The sequence below is a fragment of the Pseudomonas sp. HLG18 genome (genome assembly GCF_051903985.1).
Lineage (GTDB): Bacteria > Pseudomonadota > Gammaproteobacteria > Pseudomonadales > Pseudomonadaceae > Aquipseudomonas > Aquipseudomonas fluorescens_BT.
In genome coordinates this window covers 326,527-351,624 of record NZ_CP195831.1, presented here as the reverse complement: position 1 = coordinate 351,624, position 25,098 = coordinate 326,527, and the positions used below count along the sequence as shown (strand labels likewise).

At 60.2% G+C, this 25,098-nt stretch carries 27 protein-coding genes and 1 tRNA gene; 11 read left to right on the top strand and 17 right to left on the bottom strand.

Translation table 11 applies throughout. The features are described from left to right. The first annotated feature begins 48 nt into the window (after nucleotides 1-48). The 5 genes from ACSPX5_RS01725 to ACSPX5_RS01705 all read left to right on the top strand — a co-directional run bounded on the left by ACSPX5_RS01725 (nucleotide 49) and on the right by ACSPX5_RS01705 (nucleotide 3,931). Nucleotides 49-1,536 carry a sensor domain-containing diguanylate cyclase gene (locus tag ACSPX5_RS01725; RefSeq protein WP_439820838.1) on the top strand — a complete coding sequence of 496 codons (1,488 nt, stop codon included), beginning with the start codon at nucleotides 49-51 and terminating at the stop codon, nucleotides 1,534-1,536. 5 nt (nucleotides 1,537-1,541) lie between these two features. Continuing rightward, a complete protein-coding gene (locus ACSPX5_RS01720; RefSeq protein ID WP_207867706.1) occupies nucleotides 1,542-1,760 on the top strand; it encodes a cysteine-rich CWC family protein in 219 nt (72 codons plus the stop codon). 33 nt (nucleotides 1,761-1,793) lie between these two features. Next, on the top strand, nucleotides 1,794-2,486 hold the full coding sequence (locus tag ACSPX5_RS01715; RefSeq protein WP_439820837.1) for a pseudouridine synthase: 693 nt from the start codon (nucleotides 1,794-1,796) through the stop codon (nucleotides 2,484-2,486). A gap of 316 nt (nucleotides 2,487-2,802) precedes the next feature. Then, a complete protein-coding gene (locus tag ACSPX5_RS01710) occupies nucleotides 2,803-3,687 on the top strand; it encodes an alpha/beta fold hydrolase (RefSeq protein ID WP_169429227.1) in 885 nt (294 codons plus the stop codon). A gap of 170 nt (nucleotides 3,688-3,857) precedes the next feature. Continuing rightward, nucleotides 3,858-3,931: transfer RNA gene (locus ACSPX5_RS01705), tRNA-Gly, on the top strand. A 291-nt stretch (nucleotides 3,932-4,222) separates the two neighbouring features. Here the strand turns inward: ACSPX5_RS01705 and ACSPX5_RS01700 are convergent. Beyond that, the gene (locus ACSPX5_RS01700) at nucleotides 4,223-5,386 is read right to left on the bottom strand and encodes an ATP-binding protein (protein WP_323161581.1); all 1,164 of its coding nucleotides are present in this window, start codon (nucleotides 5,384-5,386) and stop codon (nucleotides 4,223-4,225) included. Nucleotides 5,387-5,646: 260 nt separating this feature from the next. Then, nucleotides 5,647-6,015: a DUF6124 family protein gene (locus ACSPX5_RS01695; protein ID WP_439820836.1), complete on the bottom strand. Its 369-nt coding sequence runs from the start codon at nucleotides 6,013-6,015 to the stop codon at nucleotides 5,647-5,649. 518 nt (nucleotides 6,016-6,533) lie between these two features. On the opposite strand from ACSPX5_RS01695, the gene ACSPX5_RS01690 reads away from it, so the two are divergent. Beyond that, nucleotides 6,534-7,262: a class I SAM-dependent methyltransferase gene (locus ACSPX5_RS01690; RefSeq protein WP_439820835.1), complete on the top strand. Its 729-nt coding sequence runs from the start codon at nucleotides 6,534-6,536 to the stop codon at nucleotides 7,260-7,262. A 42-nt stretch (nucleotides 7,263-7,304) separates the two neighbouring features. Here the strand turns inward: ACSPX5_RS01690 and tam are convergent, their stop codons facing one another. Next, nucleotides 7,305-8,075 carry a trans-aconitate 2-methyltransferase gene (gene tam, locus ACSPX5_RS01685; RefSeq protein ID WP_439820834.1) on the bottom strand — a complete coding sequence of 257 codons (771 nt, stop codon included), beginning with the start codon at nucleotides 8,073-8,075 and terminating at the stop codon, nucleotides 7,305-7,307. Nucleotides 8,076-8,290: 215 nt separating this feature from the next. On the opposite strand from tam, the gene ACSPX5_RS01680 reads away from it, so the two are divergent. After that, on the top strand, nucleotides 8,291-8,701 hold the full coding sequence (locus ACSPX5_RS01680) for a low affinity iron permease family protein (RefSeq protein WP_011332870.1): 411 nt from the start codon (nucleotides 8,291-8,293) through the stop codon (nucleotides 8,699-8,701). Between the two features lie 49 nt (nucleotides 8,702-8,750). Here the strand turns inward: ACSPX5_RS01680 and ACSPX5_RS01675 are convergent, their stop codons facing one another. The 8 genes from ACSPX5_RS01675 to ACSPX5_RS01640 all read right to left on the bottom strand — a co-directional run bounded on the left by ACSPX5_RS01675 (nucleotide 8,751) and on the right by ACSPX5_RS01640 (nucleotide 14,570). Next, nucleotides 8,751-9,254: a DUF4142 domain-containing protein gene (locus tag ACSPX5_RS01675; RefSeq protein ID WP_085683215.1), complete on the bottom strand. Its 504-nt coding sequence runs from the start codon at nucleotides 9,252-9,254 to the stop codon at nucleotides 8,751-8,753. Between the two features lie 75 nt (nucleotides 9,255-9,329). Then, nucleotides 9,330-9,485 carry a KGG domain-containing protein gene (locus ACSPX5_RS01670; RefSeq protein WP_082302357.1) on the bottom strand — a complete coding sequence of 52 codons (156 nt, stop codon included), beginning with the start codon at nucleotides 9,483-9,485 and terminating at the stop codon, nucleotides 9,330-9,332. A 118-nt stretch (nucleotides 9,486-9,603) separates the two neighbouring features. Then, nucleotides 9,604-10,953 (bottom strand): diguanylate cyclase domain-containing protein, encoded by a 1,350-nt coding sequence (locus ACSPX5_RS01665; protein ID WP_439820833.1) that lies wholly within the window; start codon nucleotides 10,951-10,953, stop codon nucleotides 9,604-9,606. A gap of 76 nt (nucleotides 10,954-11,029) precedes the next feature. After that, nucleotides 11,030-11,668 carry a LysE family translocator gene (locus ACSPX5_RS01660; RefSeq protein WP_169429222.1) on the bottom strand — a complete coding sequence of 213 codons (639 nt, stop codon included), beginning with the start codon at nucleotides 11,666-11,668 and terminating at the stop codon, nucleotides 11,030-11,032. A gap of 60 nt (nucleotides 11,669-11,728) precedes the next feature. Continuing rightward, the gene (gene fos, locus ACSPX5_RS01655) at nucleotides 11,729-12,145 is read right to left on the bottom strand and encodes a fosfomycin resistance glutathione transferase (RefSeq protein ID WP_439820832.1); all 417 of its coding nucleotides are present in this window, start codon (nucleotides 12,143-12,145) and stop codon (nucleotides 11,729-11,731) included. A 3-nt stretch (nucleotides 12,146-12,148) separates the two neighbouring features. After that, nucleotides 12,149-12,865: a hypothetical protein gene (locus tag ACSPX5_RS01650; protein ID WP_439820831.1), complete on the bottom strand. Its 717-nt coding sequence runs from the start codon at nucleotides 12,863-12,865 to the stop codon at nucleotides 12,149-12,151. 35 nt (nucleotides 12,866-12,900) lie between these two features. Next, entirely contained in the window at nucleotides 12,901-13,638 is a 738-nt protein-coding gene (locus ACSPX5_RS01645) for a hypothetical protein (protein WP_439820830.1), read from the bottom strand. Nucleotides 13,639-13,658: 20 nt separating this feature from the next. Next, the gene (locus tag ACSPX5_RS01640) at nucleotides 13,659-14,570 is read right to left on the bottom strand and encodes a LysR family transcriptional regulator (RefSeq protein ID WP_439820829.1); all 912 of its coding nucleotides are present in this window, start codon (nucleotides 14,568-14,570) and stop codon (nucleotides 13,659-13,661) included. 78 nt (nucleotides 14,571-14,648) lie between these two features. Between ACSPX5_RS01640 and ACSPX5_RS01635 the strand changes: the two genes are divergently transcribed. Beyond that, a complete protein-coding gene (locus ACSPX5_RS01635; protein WP_439820828.1) occupies nucleotides 14,649-15,137 on the top strand; it encodes a DMT family transporter in 489 nt (162 codons plus the stop codon). Nucleotides 15,138-15,169: 32 nt separating this feature from the next. Here the strand turns inward: ACSPX5_RS01635 and ACSPX5_RS01630 are convergent, their stop codons facing one another. The 4 genes from ACSPX5_RS01630 to ACSPX5_RS01615 form a co-directional block, all read right to left on the bottom strand. Then, entirely contained in the window at nucleotides 15,170-16,501 is a 1,332-nt protein-coding gene (locus tag ACSPX5_RS01630) for an MFS transporter (RefSeq protein WP_207867690.1), read from the bottom strand. 81 nt (nucleotides 16,502-16,582) lie between these two features. Then, complete coding sequence (locus ACSPX5_RS01625; RefSeq protein WP_439820827.1) at nucleotides 16,583-17,509, bottom strand: hydroxymethylglutaryl-CoA lyase; 927 nt, start codon at nucleotides 17,507-17,509, stop codon at nucleotides 16,583-16,585. Continuing rightward, nucleotides 17,506-18,699, bottom strand: a complete 1,194-nt coding sequence (locus ACSPX5_RS01620) for a CaiB/BaiF CoA transferase family protein (protein ID WP_439820826.1) — start codon at nucleotides 18,697-18,699, stop codon at nucleotides 17,506-17,508. The genes ACSPX5_RS01625 and ACSPX5_RS01620 overlap by 4 nt, the downstream gene beginning before the upstream one ends. 103 nt (nucleotides 18,700-18,802) lie before the next feature. Continuing rightward, nucleotides 18,803-19,711 (bottom strand): LysR family transcriptional regulator, encoded by a 909-nt coding sequence (locus ACSPX5_RS01615; protein WP_439820825.1) that lies wholly within the window; start codon nucleotides 19,709-19,711, stop codon nucleotides 18,803-18,805. A gap of 233 nt (nucleotides 19,712-19,944) precedes the next feature. Between ACSPX5_RS01615 and ACSPX5_RS01610 the strand changes: the two genes are divergently transcribed. Further along, nucleotides 19,945-21,180: an aminotransferase class I/II-fold pyridoxal phosphate-dependent enzyme gene (locus ACSPX5_RS01610; protein WP_439820824.1), complete on the top strand. Its 1,236-nt coding sequence runs from the start codon at nucleotides 19,945-19,947 to the stop codon at nucleotides 21,178-21,180. 137 nt (nucleotides 21,181-21,317) lie between these two features. On the opposite strand, the gene yiaY is transcribed toward ACSPX5_RS01610, so the two are convergent. Further along, the gene (gene yiaY / locus ACSPX5_RS01605; RefSeq protein ID WP_439820823.1) at nucleotides 21,318-22,466 is read right to left on the bottom strand and encodes an L-threonine dehydrogenase; all 1,149 of its coding nucleotides are present in this window, start codon (nucleotides 22,464-22,466) and stop codon (nucleotides 21,318-21,320) included. A gap of 155 nt (nucleotides 22,467-22,621) precedes the next feature. On the opposite strand from yiaY, the gene ACSPX5_RS01600 reads away from it, so the two are divergent. Beyond that, the gene (locus tag ACSPX5_RS01600; RefSeq protein WP_439820822.1) at nucleotides 22,622-23,641 is read left to right on the top strand and encodes a DUF4917 family protein; all 1,020 of its coding nucleotides are present in this window, start codon (nucleotides 22,622-22,624) and stop codon (nucleotides 23,639-23,641) included. Here ACSPX5_RS01600 and ACSPX5_RS01595 read toward each other — a convergent pair whose 3' ends face one another. Next, complete coding sequence (locus tag ACSPX5_RS01595; RefSeq protein ID WP_169429211.1) at nucleotides 23,642-24,184, bottom strand: helix-turn-helix domain-containing protein; 543 nt, start codon at nucleotides 24,182-24,184, stop codon at nucleotides 23,642-23,644. It lies immediately after the preceding gene. A 108-nt stretch (nucleotides 24,185-24,292) separates the two neighbouring features. Here ACSPX5_RS01595 and ACSPX5_RS01590 point away from each other — a divergent pair, with 108 nt between their 5' ends. After that, a complete protein-coding gene (locus tag ACSPX5_RS01590; RefSeq protein ID WP_323161565.1) occupies nucleotides 24,293-25,075 on the top strand; it encodes an aldolase in 783 nt (260 codons plus the stop codon). The last annotated feature ends 23 nt before the right edge of the window (nucleotides 25,076-25,098 follow it).

Below are 25,098 nucleotides of genomic sequence, written 5' to 3'. Positions count from 1 at the left end.
CGTGCCACTAGAATGCTGCCCATCGGGTCACTGTCAACGGAATTGCCAATGCCGCTCAGATCTGCGTTTCACTCCCAACGTTCGCTGGTACTGACCCTGGTCGCCCTCCTCGGCGCAGGTTTCCTCGCCACTTCGCTGCTCAGCTATTACGCCTCGCGCGCGTCGATCCGCGACAACATCGTCAACACCGAACTGCCGCTGACCTCCGACACGGTGTACTCGGAAATCCAGAAAGACCTTGTCAGACCGATCCTGATTTCCTCGATGATGTCCCGCGACACCTTCATGCGCGACTGGGTGGTGAACGGCGAGAAAGACAGCGACCAGATGACCCGCTACCTCGACGAGGTCATGACCCACTACGGCGCCTACACCGCGTTCTTTGTCTCCAACAGCACCCACACCTACTACCACGCCAAGGGCGTGCTCAAGCAGGTGAAGATCGACGAGCCACGCGACGCCTGGTACTTCCGCGTGCGCGACATGAAAGAACCCTACGAGATCAATGTCGACCCGGACCTGGCCAACAAAGACAACATGACCTTCTTCATCAACTACAAGGTCTACGACTACAACGATCGCTTCATCGGCGCCGCCGGCGTAGGGCTGACGGTGGACGCTGTGATCAAGTTGATCGACAAGTACCAGCAGCGCTATCAACGCAGCGTTTACTTCGTCGACACCTTTGGCCGACTGGTCCTGACCGGCGCCGAGGGCGGGCCGGAAGGTGCGCAGGTCGGGAAAAGCCTGACGGATCTCGACAGCATGAAAGGTCTGGTCAGCCAGTTACCCAAACCCCACAGCGGCAGCTACGAATATTCCGCTCACGGCCAGGGACATTTCCTCAACGTGCGGTTCATTCCGGAGCTGAACTGGTACCTGTTCGTCGACAAACGTGAAGACGGTGCGTTGAGCGAGATTCGCCAGTCGCTGTACCTCAACCTGCTGATTTGCCTGCTGGTGACGTTGATCGTGCTGGCGCTGGTCAATCGTTTGATCAAACGCTATCAGGACAAGATCCACGCCCAGGCTACCCTCGACAGCCTCACCGAACTGCCAAACCGGCGCGGCTTCGACTTGCTCGCCGGGCAGGCCTTGCAGGAAGCTCATCGCGAGCCGAAACCGCTGACGGCGCTGTTGCTGGATCTGGACCACTTCAAAGTCTTGAACGACACCTACGGGCACATGGCCGGCGATCAGGTCTTGATCGGTTTTGCCCGGGACCTGCAAAGCTGCCTGCGGCATTCCGACATCGTCTGCCGTTGGGGCGGTGAGGAATTTATCGTTCTGCTGAAGGACACCGACGGCGAGACCGGTCAGAAGATCGCCGAGAAGATCCGCCAGCACGTCGAGCAGCATGAATATGCCTACAACGGTCACACCCTGAATCTGACGGTCAGCATCGGCGCCACTACCCTGCAACCGGATGACACCTTGCACAGCCTGCTGTCCCGGGCCGATCATGCGATGTACCGGGCCAAACAGACCGGCCGCAACCGCACCTGCGTGGAAACGCATCAATCGACCTATGCCTGAAGCCCATGAACAAACCTGACCTCTGCCCGGCCTGCGGCGCCCGCAACGACTGCACCCTGGCCGACCCGCGCACCGCCGACCGTGCCTGCTGGTGCTACGGCGTTTCCATTGACCCGGCAGTGCTCGAAGCCCTGCCAGCGGAACTGCGCGACAAGTCCTGCCTGTGCCCGCGCTGCGCCCGGGTCGAGGCGCAACTGCAAGCAGCCAGGCCGTCGATCCCGTAAGATGCGCGCCCCGCTTCCTGCCGATTCCTGATCATGCGCGTCGACCGTTTCCTCAGTAACCTGCCCCGCTACAACCGCAAACAGGTTCGCCTGTTGCTGGTGGAAAAGCGCGTGCGCATCGACGGAAAAGTCGTCAGCGATCCCCACAGCGAAGTCCTGGAATTCAGCCGCGTCGAAGTCGACGACGAAGTGCTGCAAAGCGGCAAACCGGCACGCTACTTCATGCTGTACAAGCCGCAGGGTTGCGTCAGCGCCACCCGCGATCCCGAGCATCCGACCGTGCTCGACCTGATCCACGAGCCGGACAAGGATGACCTGCACATCGCCGGGCGTCTGGACTTCAACACCACCGGGCTGATGCTGATCACCAACGACGGCAGCTGGTCGCGACGCCTGACCCAGCCGCAGACCAAACTGCCGAAAGTCTATTACGTCGAGACCGAACAGGACATCGGCCCGGAATATGCGATCAAGTTCGCTGAAGGGATCTACTTCGCCTTCGAAGACCTGACCACTCAACCGGCGCAACTGGAAATGCTCGGCCCGCGAACGGCGCGGTTGAGCATCGTCGAGGGTCGCTACCATCAGGTGAAGCGCATGTTCGGTCACTTCAACAACAAAGTGCTGCGCCTGCACCGCGAATCCATGGGCCCGCTGCCGCTCGATCACGCGCTAAAACCGGGCGAGTACCGTGCTTTGCGCACCGAAGAGATTCATTTGTTCTAAGCAGCCGACCGCTCAGCAGAAGTTGTCGAACAATTTACCAACGGCACTTGCGCGATCCGGATCCCCCTGCTTGAATCAGGTCGTCGGCCAAATTGTGACCGATGAGTCACACATAACATCCAAGAAACTTTTTGTCGGTAGACAGCCCATCAGGGTTGCGCCTCAGCCGACAGACTGCCCGCCAATAACAATACCCGTCGACCTGCCGTACCGGATCGACATGGGCCACAAAATTCCAGGCGTATGCCTACCTGTCACAAAGCTCGTGCAATCTCATTTGCGCGCATACCCGCTTGCTTGCCAGGAGTCTTATGACATGAGGCCAGAAATCGCTGTGCTGGATATACAGGGTCAGTATCGGGTTTACACGGAGTTCTATCGCGCAGACGCCGCGGAAAAGACCATTATTCTGGTCAACGGCTCGATGGCCACGACTGCGTCGTTTGCACAGACCGTGAAAAATCTGCACCCGCAATTCAACGTGGTTTGCTACGACCAGCCCTACGCGGGCAGGTCGAAAATCCACAATCACCACGAGAAACATCTGACGAAAGAAGTCGAAGGTCTGATCCTGCTGGAGCTGATCGACCACTTCGCCGCCGAACATGTGCTGTCGTTTTCCTGGGGTGGCGCCGCGACCATGGTTGCCCTTGCACACCAGCCCCGGCGTATCGAAAAAGCCGTGATCAGCTCGTTCTCTCCGGTGGTCAACGCGCACATGCTCGACTACCTGGAGCGCGGCGTCGAATGCCTCGGCAAACGCGACGGCGACCGGGTCGGCCATTTGGTCAACAACACCATCGGCAAACACCTGCCGTCGCTGTTCAAGCGCTTCAACTATCGCCACGTCAGCAGCCTGGCCGAGCACGAATACGGGCAGATGCACTTTCACATCAGCAACGTGCTGAACAGCGATCGCCAGTGCTATCTGAACGCGGCGAAAAAGATCAACGTGCCGGTGCTGTTCATGAATGGCGAATGGGACGAATACACCGCCGCCGAAGACGCCCGGCTGTTCGGCAACCACGTGGCGCAAAGCACCTTCACCACCCTGCAGGCCACCGGGCACTTCCTCGACATGGAACACAAATCCGCCTGCCGGGACAGCCAGAACGCCTTGCTCGGTTTCCTGAAACCTGCGCAACAGGCCAGCCGAACGCGTTACCAGTTTGTCCAGGATCACCATGCATTGGCCATTTGAAGAAGTGTCGTCGCGAGCAAGCCTGCAAGGCTGAGATTCAGCCGTCCTCCAGCCCGCAGCGCTTGCCCGCGATTGACCGACTTCGGCTCTGTTTCAGGACTTTCCGTTGTGCGCGTGCAAAGAAAACTTCAAATCCGTGGCCGAGTCTGGTACAAAGTCAGCCGCTCTGAGCGGGTGTCGTATAATGGCATTACTCCAGCTTCCCAAGCTGATAACGAGGGTTCGATTCCCTTCACCCGCTCCAATCGAATTTATGTCCTGCGTCGTGGTTTGACGGGGGATGCACAAACAGAAAAAACCGGCCTGCAGGGCCGGTTTTTTTGTGTCCGGGATTTGGAGCAAGCCGAATGAATCAGAACGCACTCAACAACGGTGCAGGCGCAACCTCAACTGCAGCTAATTCCATTTAATTGTGAGCTATCACGACTTAACCGCGATAAGACCCAAACTGTTGGTGTTAGAAGCAGCCAGCGGTTTCCACTTTCACGCGGGATCAGTCGCGCATTCTGTCCTCAGTCTCGCGTCTGATACCGGTTCATCCTTGTCGACGCATATATTCCGCAAAAAGTGGGACGGTGAAATTCAAGTAGCCATGATCTGTGCTGTAGATCATTCCTTTAGAGATTATGTTGGCCCGAGTCGGACCAAGCGATGACTGTGTACGCCCCATCGCTCTCGCAATATCGGCCATTGCATAGGGGCCATCTCCGAGCTCCGACATCGTCTTTACGAACTGCACTTCCGACTTTGTCAGTCGATCGATACGCACCCTGAAAAAGCCCGCATCAAGAGAAGCCAACGTCTCCGCGTATGAGTGGTCCACATCTTCGACTGTAATTTCAGGCCCTTCAGCGTTGTTCCAGGCAGTGGACGCCCACTCCTGAAGGAAGAAAGGATACCCTCTCGTCCGATCAACAATATTGCCAAGTGCTGCGAGCTCGATCGAAGCTTCCTCATCCGCGATTGGCTTCTGAACTGCTTGAGTTGCAGATACTTGATCAAGCGCATCAACCGCAGGGTATAGAAAAAGCCGCTCTGCATAGGATTTTGCTTCGCCTGCCAAACGAGCAACCTGGGGAAGACCAGCACCGACAAGAAGTACCGGCAGCCCTTCTTGCGACATGTGATGGATCGACACAATTAGCGCAGATAAATCTGCTTCGGAAAGGTACTGAACTTCATCAATCAGAAGAATCCAGCCTTTGCCTGCTGCTTGCGCAGCTTGACCTATCACGGCAAAAAGGTCTGGAAGATCGTATTGAAGATCCCCGCTGTCAGCAAATCCTGGCTCCGGTTCGACACCAATCTCCACGCCTGCAATATCGATCTTGAAAATAGAGGCGAAACCGCGCAAACCATTCAGTCCACGGGCCGCAATTTGCTTGGCAGCTTCTACAGCAGAAAGTGAGCGCATGACTTTCCGCATTTCAGGAAAGAGAAGGCGTGCAAGACTTTCACGCTCCGGAGCTTCTACCTTTGAAACGAGAAGCCCCTCTTCTCTCGCAATTTTTCCAATCTCGTTCAGCAGTACCGTTTTACCTGTGCCTCTCAATCCGAGAAGCATGATGGATCGGGCGCTTCGTCCGTTGATGGCTCGCCCACATGAAATCCTGGCTGCCTCAAGGATTGTGTTGCGTCCTGCCAACTCAGGCGGTCTGCTTCCTGCGCCTGGAGCAAATGGATTACGGTATGGATCCATGAAAGCCTCACAAATGCTTGTCTCTACACGAATATATCGATGTATAGCAGATATCCCTATACACCCTTAGATTTCACTATATTTTGCTATTTATTGAGCTGAACTCTGTCACCCACACAAGCATTGCGTCTGAAATACTGGCTCGAATACTCGCCCGATGCGGAATTCGACAACACCCAACGCTTTGCAGCCAAGTTGAAATGAAACTAAAAACCGGTCGCAATGACCGGTTTTTTTATGCCTGCCAGAACAGCTGCAATTCAGCTCTTCACCTCAACATGATCCAGCGCCTGATTCACCGCCAATTCCCCCAGCATCACGACCTGCGCGATTCCCAGGGCCGTCTTGCGATGGGACGGATCGAGCACGGCGGCGAAGTTGCTGAGCATTTCGCTGGCCGAGCCCAGGGATTCGCTGGCGTTGGCGAGCAGCGATTCGGTGTTGTAGGCCGGGTTGGCGAGGAACATCGGTTCAGGCTGGTTGATCGTGCCCATGACATGGGCGCCGGGGCAGAGGTAGTGATCGAGGGCGCGGTTGGCGGCGTCGTGGAGTTTTCTGGAGTCGATTGAGGTGTATGGGGACGTTGGGTCGGTTTCGACTTCAGGTGGGTTCGGGGTTGGTTTGAACATGATTGTATCTCTCCAAAAACATGTTGGAGCTGCACCATTCGGTTCCACGCGAAAGGGGGCAGCTGTACGCAGGTTGGAACCCGGGGAGAGACAACCCGGCAGACCCGAAGGTCTCCCGCGCACAGCCGCCATAACAGAGTGCACACATTCAAGGTGCGCAGCATACGTCATGAATAACGATTGTGCGTTCCAACTCTCCTCGGGGTTCCAATCCCGATCGCCGATTCATCAGCGACCCTCACAGGCTAGAGACCGCACTTCCGACGGACAACCTGAAAACCTTGTGGGAAGGTTCAGTAAACAGGGCCAACTCTTTAAACATCCCGAATTGAAAAACCGCGTTTACAGATCCCCAACACTCCCCCGGTTCTCACACTCGCCCCGACCCGCTAGCATTTCCCCATCGCCCACCACCCTCCCCCTGCGCGGCCATCGACGAATACGCGCCATCACCTTTCGAGGGATTCAAAACCCTGGCCTCCAAGCCACCCAAATCGAATTCAGACGAGCACCAAACCATGACCCAGAACATCTACGACAATCCCGAATTTTTCCAGGGCTACAGCCAGATGAACCGCTCCATCGGCGGCCTCGACGCCGCGCCGGAATGGCCGGCGCTGAAAGCCTTGTTGCCCTCCCTCCATGGTTTGCAGGTGGTGGATCTGGGCTGCGGCTATGGATGGTTCTGCCGCTGGGCCAGCGAACACGGCGCTGCCGAAGTGCTGGGGTTGGATGTCTCGGAGAAAATGCTCGAGCGGGCGAAGGAAACCACCTCGGCCGCGAACATCCGCTACGAACGCGCCGACCTGGAACACCTTGATTTACCTGCGTGCACTTTCGATCTGGCCTACAGCTCACTGGCCCTGCACTACATCAAGGATCTCTCGGGGCTGTTCGCCAACCTGCATTCGGCACTTAAACCCGGCGCGCATTTTGTGTTTTCCATCGAGCACCCGATCTTCATGGCGCCGCGCAATCCGGGCTGGCTGATCGACAGCGAGGGCCACAAGCGCTGGCCGCTGGACAGTTATCAGATGGAAGGCGAACGGGTGACCAACTGGCTGGCCGACGGGGTGATCAAGCAGCATCGTACGGTCGGGACTTTGCTCAACACGTTGATCGACGCCGGGTTCACGATTCAACACGTCAACGAATGGGGCCCGAGCGATGCAGACGTGGCCGCGCAACCGGCCCTCGCCGAAGAACGCGAGCGGCCGATGATGATGCTGGTCGCCGTACAGCGCTGACCGCAAAAAAGAAAGGGCCGATCCAATCGGCCCTTTTTCATTTCAACGTGTGGCAACGATGAACAACCGCGGAAACGGCAACAACACCGAACCATCCGCCAGCGCCGGATAAGCCTTGGCAACCTCCGCCAGATAGTGCGCCAGATACTCCGCCCGCTCCGCATCCGTCAGCGGACTGAGGAACGGAATCAAACCGCTACCCTTGAACCACTCGACTACGCCTGAAGCCCCGCCCGCGAGTTGATGGTGATACGTGGTGCGCCACACATCGACCCGCGCGCAATGCGGCCGCAGCATCGAGAAATAAGCACTGGCATCCGCCATTTCCGTCCGCTGCCCCGCCGCACCGGCCAGTTTTCTGGCCCACGGCCCGCTGGCAGCCACTTCACGCATCAATCGGTGGGACGGCTCGTTGAGGTTGTCCGGCATCTGAATCGCCAGACTGCCGCCCTGCGCCAACTTGCCCACCAGCGCCGGCAACAACGTCGCGTGTTCCGGCACCCACTGCAAAACGGCGTTGGCGAAGATCACATCGAACGGCCCTTCATCCGCCCACTTATCGATGTCCGCCACCTCGAACTGCAACTGCGGCAGACGCTTGCGCGCGGCATCGATCATGTCCGCAGAACTGTCGAGCCCCTGCACTTTCGCCCCCGGAAAACGCGTCACCAGAAGCTCGGTCGAGTTGCCGGGGCCACAACCGATATCGACCACTGAACGCGCCTCCCGCGTGGGAATCGCCGCCAGCAGGTCACGGGCCGGGCGGGTGCGTTCATCTTCAAAAGTGACGTATTGCTTGGCGGACCAGGTCATTGCGTTCTCCTGTCGTGGACGTTCTGGCGAAACGTGGAAAAGTGGCTGCCGTCACGATACAGCGATCGTGTTTATCTGCCTTCCCCTACGTACGTCCGATATCGCCGGGAGGGCTGTCTTCACCATGCCCACAGGGACTCAGAAAACTGTAAGTAGAATTTTCCGCTTCCCTCCGATGTCTGAATTTCAAGCTCCCCCCAACAAGGAACACGGCCATGAAATTCGCAAAGATTTCGCAAACGCTGGCGCTATGGGCCGGCAGTCCCAAGACGTTCATGGGGGCGTTGATTCTGATCGGGCTCTGGGGGTTGAGCGGGCCGATTTTCGATTACAACGACACCTGGCAACTGATCATCAACACCTCGACCACGATCATCACCTTCCTGATGGTGTTCCTGATCCAGAACACCCAGAACCGTGACACCGACATCCTGCATTTGAAACTCGATGAGTTGCTGCGGGTGAACAAAGAGGCGCAGAACGCGATGCTCGGGCTGGAGTCTCTGGATCTCAAGCAGTTGGAGGCGTTGCGTCGGCATTACCGGGCGATGGGCGAGAACGAGGTGTTTGATCTGGAAGGTCTGGGGGACAAGAGCAAGCCGAAGCAGGATCTGAATGAATGCTGACAGGCAAAAAAAACGGCGCTAAAAAAGCGCCGTTTTCATTGCTGCGGATTCAGCGACTGGCCTGAAGGGCCCGGGCCATTTCCAGATGACTCTGCAGTTTCGGCAGGGTCTCGTCGGCAAACGCCTTGATCTCCGGCACGTCAGTGGTCTGGGCCTCCTGCTGGATCTGCTGAATGGCCTCTTCCGTGGCTTTGACCTGACTGGCGGCGTAGGCCTGATCGAAGCTGGCGCCCTCTTTGACTTCCGGCATCAACGCCTTGGCCTTGTCGGCGACTTCTTCGCGGGGCGCCACTGGCAGGTCCAGTTTCTTGGCGATTTTCGCCAGATGCTGGTTGGCGGTGGTGCGGTCGTTGATGACCACGATGGTGTAATCCTTGACCTCTTTGGACTCGGCCTTGCTGTGCGCCAGACGACTGGCCTCGATGTCGGCCATGCCTTTGGCCGAGGCTTCGTTGATGAAGTCGGCGGGCGACTGGGCAAACGCGCTGCTGGCGAACAATCCCAGCAGGCTGACAAAACTGATGTTACGTACTCGGGTGGCCATCCGGCTCATGGTCGCGCCCTCCTTCTTTGCAGATTCAAGCGGGAGCTTGCGCCCCCGCCTCTCAATCAAAACAACCTTCACCGACTATTTCGATTTCTGAGCGGGCTTGCGACCCATCTCGGTTTTAGGCTCTTTGTCGACAGTCGTGGTGGTGGTTTTCCCACCCTTGCGACCGGCTTCAGACGCCTTCGTTCGATCGTTGGCAAAGTTTCCCGAGTTCGAGTTTCTTGAGTTAGGCATGATTCTCTACCTCTTGGCATTGATCGTAGGCGAGCAGGTGCCCGCCTAGATTGAGAATTTCCTGACTGCCAAAGGTTTAGAAAAGTTGCTTTCGCCGCGACGAACGGTGACGCGCCAATCAACTGTCCAGCCTTTGATGATTCTGCCGTTTGGCGGCGTACATCACCTGGTCGGCGTGACGAAACAGTTGCTGTTCCTCATCACCATGCTCGGGATAGCGGGCCACGCCGATGCTCGGTTCGATGTGCAGGTTGTGCCCGTCCAGACGCATGGGTTGCACCAGCACCTGTCGGATCTTTTCCGCCACGCTGTCGGCATCGTCGGCGGCATGGACGCTGTGCAACAGCACCACGAACTCGTCGCCACCGATCCGCGCCACGGTGTCGGTCTCGCGCACGCAGCCCTTGAGGCGGTTGGCCACAGTCTGCAGCAGCATGTCGCCGACGCCGTGGCCGAAGGTGTCGTTGACCTGCTTGAAGCGATCCAGATCGACATACAGCAGCGCCATGTGCCCCGATGTTTCCCGAGCGCTGGTCAGCGCAGCCTTCAATCGATCACGCAACAACTCGCGATTGGGCAATTGGGTCAATTGATCGTATTGCGCCATGCGCCGCAGGCGAGCGTGCAATTGCTGGCGCTCGATGGCCGTGGCGACCTGGGCGCAGACATATTGCAGCAGTTCCTTGTCACGCTCGGTGTAGCGTTCGCCGCCGGGCAGGCTTTTGACGATCAGGGCGCCGATGGTGCCGTTTTTTGAGTTCAACGGCACACCGAGCCAGCACGGTGAATGCTGCCCCGCCACCAGGGTTTCGAATCCCGCCGGGGCCTGCGGACAATCCGGCGTCAACAGGATCGGCTGGCCGCTGCGGATCACTTCTGCGCACAGCCGACCGGTCACAGTGCCGGGTTGCTCCGGTTGCAACTCGTCATCGTCGACGTGATAGGGAAAATTCAGTTGCGCGCAATGGTCGTCGTACAGCGCCACGGAGAAATTCAGCGCCGGCAGCCACTCGCCAATGATCAGGTGAATGCGCTTGAACAGTGCCAGCAGATCCTCCGCCGCATGGGCCGCTTCGGAGATCGCGTACAGCGCCGCCTGACGGGATTCTGCGAGTTTCCGTTCGGTGATGTCCCGGGCCACGGCGATGCGCAGTTGATCGACTTCCGACCAGCGCGCCGACCAGAGGATGTGCACGAGGCTGCCATCCTTGCGCACGTAGCGGTTTTCGAAGTTGTGCTTGGGCTCGCCGCCCATGATGTCGCTGGCGGCAGCCAGGGTGCGCTCACGGTCGGCTGGGTAGACGTAGTCGATCATCGACTGGCCAATCAACTCGTCAGGGGTGTAGCCGAGAATCCGCTCGCAGGCTGCGCTGACAAAAACGAAGCGACCTTGTTTGTCTACCGCACAAACGGCGTCCAGCAACAGATCGATGTAACTCGCCAAGGGCGCAGAATTTCGGCTTTCCATGGTTCAGCGTGGGTGTCCGGGCAATGCAGCACTGATCAACCGTCCCTGACCTCGACCTCGCATCCCTGCGATCACATCAATTCCTGTTCGGCATCAGCCCCGGCAGCGCATGCACCAGAGCATTGATGGCGAAACCGATGAACATTACCCCGCACAACCGGGTGATGGCCAGTTCATGGCGCTGATACAGCGTACGCACCTGTCGGGCGCCGACAACGCCAATGAGAATAGCGTAGGCGAGCAATCCACCCAGGAAGCTCAAAGCAATCAGCATCGGCAGCATCGACCAGTTGAGCAGTTCGGCACGGCTCGACAGCAACGCGGTGAACGTCGCCACCGCCACCGGGTAGGCCTTGGGGTTGGTCAGCCCGAACAGAATGCCGTGCCAGAACGGCTGACGCGCCGCGCCCTGGGGCTGCTCACCGTTGCTGCGCTTGGCCCGCACCGCACGCCAGCCGAGCCAGAACAGGTACAGGCCGCTGAGCACACCGAGCACATCGAAAGCGGTGCTGCCGATTTCCCGGGCGCCGACAATCGCGATCAATGCCGTGCTGCACCAGATCACATCGCCCAGCAAATGCCCGCACAGAAACCCCGCCCCGGCCCGTCGGCCGCGCGCGGCGCCGATGCCGAACACCGCCAGCACACCCGGCCCCGGCGTGATGCCGTAGATGAATCCCGAGGCCAACACGGCCATTAGCAACGATGGAGTCATGGAAAACCTGCAAGTCCCGGAAAACGTGGCCGCCAGTCTATCCCAGCGTTTGGCGAATATTCACGACTCGTTGAAAAAACGCATCCCGGCGTAGGGCTTTTGCCGACACGCGGCCAGTCGCGAGGCCAGATCGCCGACGTGGGCTTCGAGCTTGTGACCGTCCGGGTCGAGGAAGTAGAACGATGCACCTTCGCTGCGGTTGTCACGCCATTCCTGCACGTTGGCGGCGCGAAGCTGCTGGACGAACAGCGGAAAGTCTTCTGCGCCGAGGCTGAAGGCGTAGTGGGTGTAGTCGACGGCGGGATGGGGTTGGCGTTGTGCATCGAGCGACAGGCACAACCACAGGCCCGGGAGCGAGAGATAGGCACCGGCGTCCCAGATGGCCTCGACTTGCAGCTTCAGCACGTCACGGTAGAACGCGAGGCTGCGGTCCAGGTCGGTGACGGCGAGGGTCAGGTGGTTGAGGCCGGTGAGCATCGGTCAGTAACCTCGGAGGTCTTCGGGGAGGGTGTATTGCTTGCCGTCGTAGGTCAGGGTGATTTGGGTTTTCTTCAGTGGGGAATCCTGGGAAACGCATTCCTTGCCGGCCTTGACGGTTTTCATCGCCGTGCCGCTTGAGGTGACGATCAGGTCGGCCAAGCCATTGTGGCTGGTCGGGCCTACTTCGATGGTTCTGCGTACTTGCTGTCCTTCACCTTCGCAATCATCCATCCACTCACCATGGTTCTTGTAGACCACCAGACCTTCCAGTACCGGGCGCAGTTTGCCACCTTCACGCACATACAGCGCCAGATCGGTTTTTTCGTATGGATTGGCGCGGGAGCTGTGCTCGAACTTCGAACGCAAACCAAAGGCACGGACATCCGGAGCCAGCCGGTAACGGGCCGTGTCGATTACCAGGTCGTCGAACCGGATGGCATCGGAGTTGTAAGCGCCGGGTTTGGTGTAAGTGGCAATCGGCTTGGCGTTGGTGCTGTTCAGCACCGCCAGATCCAGATCAAACACGCCCGCATCGTCACTACCAGCGTCCGGGATATACGTGGACTTGAGGGCAATCACCTGCTCCTTGAACGCCGGCCATGGTTTGCAGCGCGAGAGCGATTGGTCGTCATGCTTCTTTGTCACGCAGGCCGGTTGCGCCTGGGCGGTAATCGCGAAAAAGCTGAGGGCGATGAAAAGTCGGGTTGGGGTGAGCATTGTTCTTCCTTGAATTAAGTCGCGTTGGCTCTGTATCACTCGATGGCTTTGAAACCTTTAGGCAAAACGTATGATTTTCCGTCGTAGCGAAGGGTTGTCAGTTCAGGGCTGCTGACACTGGTCTTTTCTTCACAAGTGTCGCCTTGGACGACATTGGTCGTCCCTTTCTGCCGGGTTTTGATGATCAGATCGGCATAACCATGGGAGCTGGTCTTGGCGATTTCTATCGTTCTGGTCGTCTCATACCGCTCGCCGGCGCAATCACCGTCCCATTCGCCGCCGTACTCATAAACCACTAATTGACTGAGCACGGGGCGTAACTTTTCGCCCTCTCTCACATAAAGAGAGAGGTGCGTTTCCTCAAGCGGGTTGAGGCGAGAGGCATTGGTGAATTGGACGCGAACACCAAACGCCCGTATCTCTGGGGTGAGCTTGTAGCGCGCGGTATCGAGTGAGAGCTCTCGCAACGCCACCCCACCCGAAAAGAAAGCGGAGGCCTGGTGATAAGTGGCAACCGGTTTCGTTTGGTCGCTTTTCAAGACCGATAAATTGAAATCATAGGTGCCGCTCGTGTCGGTGCCACCCGGCACGGAGCTGCGTTCAAATTTCGCGTTCGCGCTGATGTTCAACCCCGGATAAGCGGGCCACTCCTTGCACACGGAGAAATCCAGATCACCGGTCACCGGCTCAGGCACACAATCAGCCAACACCTGCCCCGCCATCAACGCCCCACACAGCGCCACCCAACCAACGACCCCAGACTTCACTGTCACGCCCCGCTCCTTGATGTTTTTCAGTCGCGCACTATCCCCTCCCCGATCCGCCGATTCAACCAGTTCAACGCCTGATCCCCGCCCCGCCGCTTGTGCCATGCCGACACAAACGTGAACGGCGCAATTTCAAACGGCGGCGGCACGACGATCAGCGATTCGTCATCCACCTCATTCAACGCTCGCGAAGCCACCGTGAGGATCAGGTCCGTGCCACTGATGAACTGCGGCGCGACGCTCCAGTGCGGCAGGCTGACCGCGACGCGGCGGCGTTCGCGCAGGGCGGTCAGGGTGCGTTCGATTTCCGGGGTGCCGCTGCCGCGCATTTCCAGCAAGACATGGGGACGGGAGAGATAGGTTGGCAGGTCGAGAACACCTCCGGCGGGAAGGCTCTGGCGATCCAGGAGGCAGACGTAGCGCTCCTCGAACAGCGGTGTGCTGCGCAGATCGCCAGGCAATTCGGGGAGCACGCCGGCGGCGAGGTCGATGTCGCCGTTGAGCAGGCCTTCGACCATGCCTTCGCGGCTGGCATGGCTGATTTGCAGATCAATGCCCGGCGCTTCGGTGCGCAAGGTGCGAATCAGGCCGGGCAGGATGATCGCCGCGCCGTAGTCCGACATCGCAAGCCGAAAGGTCCGACGGGCGCTGGCCGGGTCGAAGGTATTCGGCGCCAGCAGCGATTGCACTTGGGCCAGGGTGTCGGCCAGTGGCGCCGCCAGCTCCAGCGCCCGCGCGGTGGGGACCAGCCCCGAACCGGCACGCACCAACAATGGATCACCCAGCAAGTCGCGCAGACGCGCCAACGCGTGGCTGACCGCCGGTTGACTCAGGTGCAGGCGTTCGGCGGCGCGGGTCACGTGTTGCTCGCCGAGCAAAGCGTCGAGGATCACCAGCAGGTTGAGGTCGATGCGGCGCAGATCATTCATTCGATGCATGTTCCGGATACCAAAACAGAATTTAAATCTGCGCGACGAATACCCTAGAGTCCAGCAAAACCTTGCCGGAGAACGATCATGGGAGTGATGCAGTGGGTCGGATTGCTGCTGTTGGCGGTATTCGCCGGGGCGGTGGTGCCGTTTCAGAGTGCGATCAACATCAATCTGGCACGGGGGTTGGGGCATCCGTTGTGGGCGACGTTCACCTCGCTGGTGGTGAGCGTGCTGGTGTTGTTGCCGGTGATTGTCGTCCTGCGCTTGCCACTGCCGTCGCTGGCCCCGCTCGGCAAGCTGCCGCTGTGGATGTGGACCGGCGGAGCGTTCGGGGTGTGCTTCGTGGCCTTGGCGGTGGTGTTGCTGCCGAAACTGGGGGCTTCGGGATTTCTGGCGCTGGCCCTGGCCGGGCAAATGATCACATCAATCGTGCTGGATCACTTCGGCCTGTTCGGGCTGGTAGAGAAACACCTGACATTGCCGCGCCTGTTCGGCGCGCTGTTGTTGATGGCGGGAGTGGTGCTGATCCAGTTTGGCGACTCGGCTTCCAAGTCCCTGGCATCGGCGGGCTGATCGTGCGCTATCGGCACGACCAGCCCGACACGTCAGTACTTGTCCAGCGTGCGCAGTTTCTGCGGCAGCCCCCACAGCAGCAACGCCGCCGCGATCAGTGCCGCCACACCGATGACATACAGCGCCGGTGTGGTGCTGCCGGTCAGGTCCCTGATCCGGCCGACCATCACCGGGCTGACGATGCCGCCGAACTGGCCCAGGGTGTTGATCACCGCAATCCCGCCCGCCGCACCGGCCCCGGCGCCGGCCAGCAACTTCGGTGGCAAGGTCCAGAAGCTCGGAATCGACGCAATGATCCCTGCGCCCAGCAAGCCAAGAGCGACGATCAAAAACGTGGTGTGGCTGGCGAAAATCCCCGCGCTGAAGAACCCGATGGCGCCGACGATCACCAGCCCCGCGACAAACTTGCGCCGCTCACCGGTAGCATCGGACAGACGACCGATCACCACCATGCTGATCGCACCGCAGATATACGGGATTGAGGTCAGCAGGCCGATCATTACCGGGCTCTCGGTGCCGGCACTGCGGATCAGTTGCGGGGCCCAGAAATTCAGGCCGTAGGACGCGACCTGGATCAGGAAGTAGATCAGCCCCAGGGTCAGGAAACCCGGAATCTTCAACGCCGCCAGCAACGAGCCGCCGCTCTTGTGCGGTTCGTGATGGGCGATGCGGCTGGCCAGCAGTTTTTTCTCTTCAGGGGTCAGCCAGTGAGCGTCCTCGATGCGGTCCTTGAGCAAGGTCAGCACCAGGAAACCCAGCCCGACGCACGGCACGCCACCGAGCAGAAACAACCAGTGCCAGCCGCGCATTTGCAGCACGCCGTCGAGGTGTTCCAGCACCAGTCCGGAGAACGGCGCACCGACGAGACCGGCAAACGCCGAGGCCAGGAACAGCATCGAAGTGATGCGGCCACGGAAATGCTGCGGGAACCACAGCGTCAGGTAATACAGCACGCCGGGGGCGAAACCGGCCTCCATCGCGCCGATCAGAAAGCGCAGCACGTAGAACTGCCATTCGCTGTTGACGAACACCATCAGTGCCGTCGCCACGCCCCAGGACATCATGATCCGGGCGATCCAGCGCCGCGCGCCGACCTTGTACAGCATCATGTTGCTCGGTACTTCGAACAGCACGTAACCGACCACGAACAGCCCGGCACCGAGACCGTAAGCGGTGTCGCTCAGGCTCAGGTCGGCCTGCAACTGGAACTTGGCGAAGCTGATGTTGATGCGGTCGAAGAAGGCGAACAGGTAGCAGACCATGATCAACGGCATCAGGCGCCAGGCGACCTTGCTGACCAAGGCTTTTTCGGCGTCGTGATCGACGGACGAGCTTGCGCCCGCCTCCATTACATTGAGGCTCATAGTTTTTCTCCAGGCGGACTGCCGGTGGGCGTCCGATTGTTTTTGTTGTCTGGTTCGGGGGTTGTCAGTGAGCGTGTGAAATCAGCCGGGAATCGGGTGCAGATCGCAATTGCGTCCGGCCTTGGCCAGTTGACCGGGCACTTCATGACCCAGCAGCGCGGGCAGTCCACGGGACAGTTTCAGCAGCAACGGCAGATCGATGCCGCTGTGAATGCCGACTTCGTCGCAGAGGTTCACCAGGTCTTCGGTGCAGATGTTGCCCGAGGCACCTGGCGCAAACGGACAGCCGCCGAGCCCGCCCAACGCCGCGTCGAAACGCCGGGCGCCCGCTTCGTAAGCCGCCAGCACATTGCACAATCCCAGGCCTCGGGTGTTGTGAAAGTGCAGGGTCAGATCCGCCGCCGAAACCCGCTGCAACACCCGTCGCACCAGTCGGTCGACCTGTCGCGGATTGGCCATGCCGGTGGTGTCGGCCAGGGTGATGCCCTGAATGCCGAGTGCCTGATAGGCCTCGACGATTTGCAGCACGCGGTCTTCGTCGATCCTGCCCTCGAACGGGCAACCGAACGTCGTCGCGATGCTGCCGTTGAGCCGCACGCCCGAGCCGCTGGCAAAGGTCACGATCTCGCCGAACGCCGCCAGAGAGGCTTCGCAACGCATGCGCATGTTCGCCAGGTTGTGGGTCTGGCTGGCGGACATCACCAGGTTCAGTTCATCGGCCCCGGACTCCAGCGCCCGTTGCGCGCCCTTGAGGTTGGGAATCAGCGCGACATAAATCACCCCCGGCTGGCGCCGGATACCCTTGAACACCTGCTCGCCATCGCGCAGGGCCGGGATCGCTTTCGGCGAGACGAACGAGCCGGCCTCGATGCGGCTGAATCCGGCCCGGGACAGTTGATCGATCAGGGCGATCTTGTCTTCGGTCTCGACCCAGGTCGGCTCGATCTGCAGGCCGTCCCGGGGCGAGACTTCCTGGACGATCAGGGTCTGCGAGTAATCGCTGATCATTGCACCACCCCCTGGTTTTTCAGGCGTTCGATGTCCGAAGCGGTCAGGCCCAGACCGGCGAGGATGGTATCGGTGTGCTGGCCGAGGCCGGGCCCCGACCAGTTCACCCCGCCGGGGGTCTCCGAGAGTTTGGGCACGATGCCCGGCATCTTCACCGTCGCCCCGCCGGGCAACGCGGCGTCGAGCAACATGTCCCGGGCCTGATAGTGCGGATCGGCAACGATGTCGGCTACCGAGTAGATGCGGCCGGCCGGCACTTCGGCGGCTTCCAGCGCGGCCAGTACGTCATGGATCGGCAGGCTGCTGGTCCAGTGGGTGATGGCGGCATCGAGCAGTCCACTCTTCGCGGCACGACCGTCGTTGTGGGCGAACTCTTCGGCTTCGGCCAGATCATCCCGACCGATGACCTGCATCAGGCGCTTGTAGATCGGGTCGCTGTTGCCTGCGATCACCACGTAGGCGCCGTCGGCCGTGAGGTAAGTATTGGAAGGTGCGATGCCCGGCAACGCGCCGCCGCTGCGTTCGCGGACATGGCCGAGCATGTCGTATTCCGGCACCAGGCTTTCCATGACGTTGAACACGCTTTCGGTCAGCGACACATCGACAATCTGCCCGCCGCCCTGCCCGGTCTTGACCCGCAGCAGCGACATCAGTGCACCGATCACCGCGTGCAGCGAAGCCAGTGAGTCGCCGAGGCTGACGCCGACTCGCGCCGGGGGCGAACCGGGGGTGCCGGTGGTGTAGCGAATGCCGCCCATGGCCTCGCCGATCGCACCGAAACCGGGGCGGTCACGGTAAGGGCCGGTCTGGCCGTAGCCGGAAATGCGCACCAGGGTCAGATTGGGGTTGAGCGCGTGCAGCACGTCCCAGCCCAGGCCGAGTTTTTCCAGGGCGCCGGGGCGCAGGTTTTCGATGATCACGTCGGCATCGCACGCCAATTGCCTGACCAGCTCGATGCCTTCGGCGGACTTCAGATTGAGCGCCAGGGATTTCTTGTTGCGCGACTGCAGGTACCACCACAGCGACGTCCCTTCGTGCAGCTTGCGCCATTTGCGCAGCGGGTCGCCCTGCCCCATGGCTTCGATCTTGATCACTTCGGCGCCGAACTCGGCGAGCATGCGCGCGGCAAACGGCGCGGCGATCAGGGTGCCGATTTCGATCACTTTGATCGCACTCAAGGGTGCAGTCATCGCGGGGTACCTCTTGTTCTTGGAATTGCGGCCAAGGCTAGAGGAACGTCATGGCTGCGATCCAGCCGTCACTCGGCAACGGCCGTTCGCCAAACGCGAACGCTCAGTTGGCTGCGCGCAAATGCTCGAACAGGATCCGGCTCACCGGCGACAACCCGGCCTCGTCACGCACCACCACGATCAGGTCACGATCCGACCAGCCATCGGTCAGCGGCACCGCGTGCAGCCCCAGCGCCCGACCGAATAACTCATAAGCGCGTTGCGGCAGGATGCCGATGCCCATGTTGGCCTGGACCATCCGGCACACCGCATCGAAGCCCGGCACATGAATGCGGATGCGCAATACCTTGCCGGCCTGCCGCGCAGCGGCATGGGTGCGCATGTTGATCGAACTGGCGGCATGCAGGCCGACGTAATCGCTGTCGAGGGTTTCGCTGAAGGCCACGGATTCACGCACCGCCAACGGATGTTCGGGCAGCATCACCACCACCAGTTTGTCGCGGCGATAGCGCACGCTGTGCAGGCCTTTGATGTCGCTGTCACTGGAACAGATGCCCAGATCCGCCACGCCATCGAGCACGCCCTGAACCACGCCGGCGCTGGGCCGTTCCTCAAGGTCGGTCTTGACCTGCGGCTGTTGCGCGGCGAAATCGCGCAGGTCTTCGGGGAGAAACTGAATGATCGCCGACAGGTTCGCCAGCATCCGCACATAGCCGCGCACGCCGTGGCTGTGCTCGCCCAGTTCGAGGCCCATTTTCTCGACGTTGAACAACATCTGCCGGGCGTGGTGCAACAGGGTTTCGCCGGCCGGGGTCAGGGTCATGCCCTTGGCCTGACGCACGAACAGGCTGATGCCCAGCGCTTCCTCCAGTTCCATCAAACGCTTGCTCGCCGCCGACACGGCAATCGCCTCGCGAGAGGCGGCACGGGTCAGCGTGCCTTCCTCGTGGACGGCGACGAACAGTTGCAGGGTGATCAGGTCGAGGCGGCGGATCAGGCTTTTTTGCAGCATGGCAAGCTCGATAACGTGGGTCGTTTGTGTCGGCAGAATAGCCGGGATTGCTCTTCGGACAGACACTCAATTGCCTTACAAACTTTTCCGGTAGCGCCCTACGAGCAAAACTCCAAAATCGCTCAGTACTTGCGGAGGGATCCGATTCTGGCCTGGCCTGGCTCTCTGTAAAGTCTGGCAACACACACAATTTGCAACACCCCATGGATTGCCCTGCTCAAGGAGAGCTGCCTGTGAATCACCTGTCGGAATCCGCCAACACTTTCTCCAATTACCGCAAAGTCATCGCTTTGGCAGACCACGATTGGGAGGCTGCGGAGGCTGGAAAAATCGCCGCCCTCAACGTCGAGGTCAAAGGCTGTAATCACTGGCTCGATCAGCACGGGCGCTCTCTCCATCACTTTTGCACCACCTCCTATCTGGGCCTCGATCACCATCCCGCGCTGCTTGAGGGGGCTATCACAGCGCTGCGTGAAACCGGCACGCTGCGCGTTGCCAATTCGAAGAACCGCTGCAAGCTGGCGCTGCTCGATCAGTACGAAAGCGAACTGTCGGAACTGTTCGGCGCTGTGTGCCTGAGCAGTCTGTCCTGCAGCGCCGCGAGTGCCGGAATCCTGCCGTTGCTGGCCAGCGGCGTGTTTACGCACAACCGCCCGCCGGTGATGGTGTTCGATCGCCTGGCGCATTATTCGATGAATCACTTGAAAGCCAGTTGCGCCGACGAAACCCAGGTATTGACCTGCCCCCACAACGACATGGATTTTCTCGAATCGGTGTGCCAGCGTCATACCGCCGTCGCCTACATAGCCGACGGGGCCTACAGCATGGGCGGCGTGGCCAATCTGGACGGTCTGCTGTACCTGAAGGAACGTTATGGCCTGTTTCTTTACCTCGATGATTCCCACGCGCTGTCGGTGGTCGGCAGCAACGGCGCCGGTCTTGTACGGCCAAGAATGCCGGCGCTGGAAGAGGATTGCCTGATCGTCGCTTCGCTGGCCAAATCGTTCGGGGCCAGCGGTGGTCTGGTGATGCTCGGGAATGAGCGGCAGAGGAAGTTGATCCAGCGTTACGGCGGGCCGAGCAACTGGTCGCAAAGCCTCAATTGCGCGGCCATCGGCGCGGGCCTTGCGTCGATCCAGTTGCATCGCAGTGCCGAACTGCGCGCCTTGCAGGTTCGGCTCCAGGCCAATATTCGCCTGTTCGACAGCCTCTTGAGCACCGAACAGCACGGCAGTCCCATGGCCATCCGCCTGATCAACTGCGGCGAGGCCGCTCTGGCCAATCGAATCGCCATTGAACTGGCCGAACACGGCTTTTTCACCAGCGCGGTGTTTTTCCCGGTGGTGGCCCAAGGCAAGGCCGCGATCCGCGTGACCCTGCGCGCCGACATGGCATCGACACTGATCCATCACTTCTGTGATTTGATCACCGGACTGTTACTGACTCACAGCGGCCATCGCCACCGCTGAACCTTCACGGACGACTCATGAACCCCAGCCTCATCCTGCTTGCTACCTGCTCGACCGTGGCCGTTGGCGCTGCTGTGCTGCGTCCTGGGGTTGGGCGCGGTGCTCTGTACGAGGTTCGCGCCCGATCGTCAGTCCGCTTAAAACGCGCTGCGGAAGATCTCCTCGATCTGCCGTTGATCCGCCGCCCTTGGGTTGGTGAAACCGCAGGCGTCTTTCAGGGCGTTGGCCGCGAGTACCGGGATGTCGGTGCACTTGGCACCAAGGTCACGCAAGCCACCGGGGATGTCGACGTCTTTGGCCAGACAACGGATCGCGGCAATCGCCGCCTGCGCGCCCTCCTCCGGACTGAAGCCGCGAATGTCGGCACCCATGGCGTGGGCCACATCGGTGAGGCGATCGGCGCAGACCAATGCGTTGAACGTCTGCACATGGGGCAACAACACCGCGTTGCACACCCCGTGAGGCAAATCGTAGAAACCGCCCAACTGGTGCGCCATCGCATGCACGTAGCCGAGGGACGCATTGTTGAACGCCATGCCCGCGAGGAACTGCGCATACGCCATGTTTTCCCGTGCGGCCAGGTCACTGCCGTCGCGTACCGCCAAACGCAGGTTGCTGCTGATCAGGGTCATCGCTTTCAGCGCGCAGGCGTCGGTGATCGGATTGGCAGCGGTGGACACGTAGGCTTCGATCGCATGGGTCAGCGCGTCCATGCCGGTGGCGGCGGTCAGGCTTTTCGGCATGGCGACCATCAGCGCCGGGTCGTTGACCGACAGCAGCGGCGTGACGTTGCGGTCGACGATGGCCATTTTCACGTGGCGGGTTTCGTCGGTGATGATGCAGAAACGGGTCATTTCGCTGGCGGTGCCGGCGGTGGTGTTGATGGCGATCAGCGGCAGTTGCGGCTTGGTCGATTGATCGACACCTTCGTAGTCGCGGATCTGCCCGCCGTTGGTGGCGCACAAGGCGATGCCTTTGGCGCAGTCGTGGGGCGAGCCACCGCCGAGGGAGACGACGAAGTCGCAACGACTCTCCTTGAGCAGCGCCAGGCCCGACTCGACGTTGGCGGTGCTCGGGTTGGGCTTGGCGCCGTCGAAGATCACCGAATCGATGTCCTGCATCGCCAGTTTCTCGGCAATCATCGTCGCCACACCGGCCTTGGCCAGACCGGCGTCGGTGACGATCAGCGCCTTGCGAAAACCGTAGTTGCGGATCGCATTCATGGCTTCATCAAGGCAGCCGCTGCCCATGATGTTGACCGCGGGAATGAAAAAGGTGCTGCTCATGGCGCGTCTCCTGACTGGGGCCGAATCGACGCTTGCAATTCGGCGGGTGCGCAAAGGATCGACTGATCGGTCACGGCGGATGTTGATCTGGCTCAATGCCCGCTCGTGATAAAGTCGCCGTCCATCTGCCCCTTTGTTTTGAGACGTGCCCTGCAATGACCGATTTTCTGGATGTCGACGCCACACTCGAAGACTGGAACGCGTTGCGCGCCACCACCGACTTCAGTGGCCTGCTGCTGGGCAACGGCGCCAGTCGCGCGGTGTGGGACGATTTCGGCTACGACTCGCTGTTCGAAAACGCCCGCACGGTGGAAGAAAAACCGTTGAGCCCGTCGGAACTGAGCGTGTTCGACGCCCTGCACACGCGCAGCTTCGAGCAGGTGCTCGGCGCGCTGAAAACCACCAGCCGGGTCAACAAGGCACTGGCCGTCAGCTCGGCCGCGCCGCGCAATCGCTACTACGCGATCAAGGAGGCGCTGATCAACGCCGTCCACGATTTGCACATTCCGTGGCGACTGGTCGAAGCCTCGACCCTGAGCATTCTTAACCGCGAACTGGCGAGTTACCGCACGGTGTTCACCACCAATTACGACCTGCTCAACTACTGGGCCCTGCAACACCAGGGCGAGGCCATCGACGATCTGTTCAACGGCCCCGACGCCAGCTTCGATCTGTGCGAAAGCAGCACTGACAAACCACGTTTGCTGTACCTGCACGGCGGCCTGCATCTGGTACGCAACCAGGACGGCACCGCCCGCAAACTGACCGCCACCGAGGGCACGCTGCTGGGCAGTTTCGCGATCAACAACACGATCAAGACCCTCGATGACGTGCCACTGTTCGTCAACGAAGGGCCGAGCGCGGAAAAGCTCAAGACCATCCGCAGTTCCGATTACCTGTCGTTCTGCTACGACCAGCTGCTCGCGCACGGCGACAACCTGTGCATCTTCGGCCATGCCCTGGGCGAGCAGGATGCGCACATAGTCCGGGCGCTGCGGCTGGCGAAACCGAAGACCGTGGCGATCTCGATCTACCCGCGCAGCGCGGCGTTCATCCAGCACCAGAAGCGCCACTACGCGAAGGTGTTCGAGGGCACGGGCGCCCGATTGCGGTTCTATGACTCGAAGAGCCATGCGTTGGGCAATCCAAAGCTGTCGGTGCCGGTCGAGGTCTGATCACTCCTCGCGGCTGTGCACCACCACCAGTAACTGCGCCTGCTCCTCGCCCACCGAGCGGATCCGGTGCGGTTTCTGCGCATTGAAATGCAGCGCGTCGCCCCGCTCCAGCAACACCCGTTCGTTCATGAAGTCCACTTCGACCCGGCCTTCGTGAACGAACAAAAACTCCTCGCCCAAGTGTTCCTTGAAGGTCTTGTCGGTGAATTCAGTCGGCGGATAGATGATGAACGGCAGCAGGCTGCGTTCGCTGACCTGATGGGCCAGCACCGCGTAACCCGGGCTGTGATCGTTGGCCGCCAGGGACTGACGTTCGTGGCTGCGCACCAGGCTGTAGCTGTCGAGGCTGACGTTGTCTTCGGAGAACAGCTCTTCGACCTTCACGTTCAGCGCCTTGGCCAGTTTCAGCGCGGCGGCAATCGACGGCGTGTTCAACCCGCGCTCGACCTTCGACAGATAACTCTTGGTCATGCCGGATTTCTCGGCCAGCGCCTCAAGGGTTACGCCAAGTTTTTTTCTCAATAATTTCAAACGGATAGACATGCGAAGCGATTAATCCAGCAAAGGAAAGACGATTTGTCCTTGCCAATGACACAAAGTGTCATATAGCCTCTTAAGTGTCATCCATGGCAACCACCACAGGACACGGATATGGCCAAGACATTAGCACTACCCAAAGACCAACTGGTCAAGCAAGCGCTGACCCAGATGCAAAAAACCCTGGCGGATAATACGTGGACAGACCGGCAAAAGCTGGCCCTGACCTGCCGGATTCTGTTCGAGAACGGCCACGATTCGGGCCTCGCCGGGCAGATCACCGCCCGTGGCCCGCAGCCGGGCACTTACTACACGCAGCAACTGGGCCTGGGCTTCGACGAAATCACCGCGAGCAATCTGCTTTTGGTCAACGAAGATCTCGAAGTGCTCGAAGGCCACGGCATGGCCAACCCGGCCAACCGTTTCCACAGCTGGGTGTACCGCGCCCGGTCGGACGTGAACTGCATCATTCACACTCACCCGACGCACATTGCCGCGCTGTCGATGCTGGAAGTGCCGCTGCAGATTTCCCACATGGATCTGTGCCCGCTGTACGACGATTGCGCGTTCCTTGAAGGCTGGCCGGGTGTGCCGGTGGGCAACGAAGAAGGCGAGTTGATTGCCGGTGCGCTGGGCGACAAGCGGGCGATTCTGCTTTCCCACCACGGTCAGCTGTCCACCGGCACAACCATCGAGGAAGCCTGTGTCATCGCGCAACTGATCGAGCGCGCCGCCAAGCTGCAGTTGCTGGCGATGGCTGCCGGGACGATCAAGCCGATCATCCCCGAGCTGGGTCGCGAGGCCCATGACTGGGTCTCGAAACCCAAACGCCACGCCGCTGCATTCAACTACTACGCCCGGCAGAACCTGCGTCAGCACGCCGATTGCCTGAACTGAACACCACATCCTTGCGGAGCACT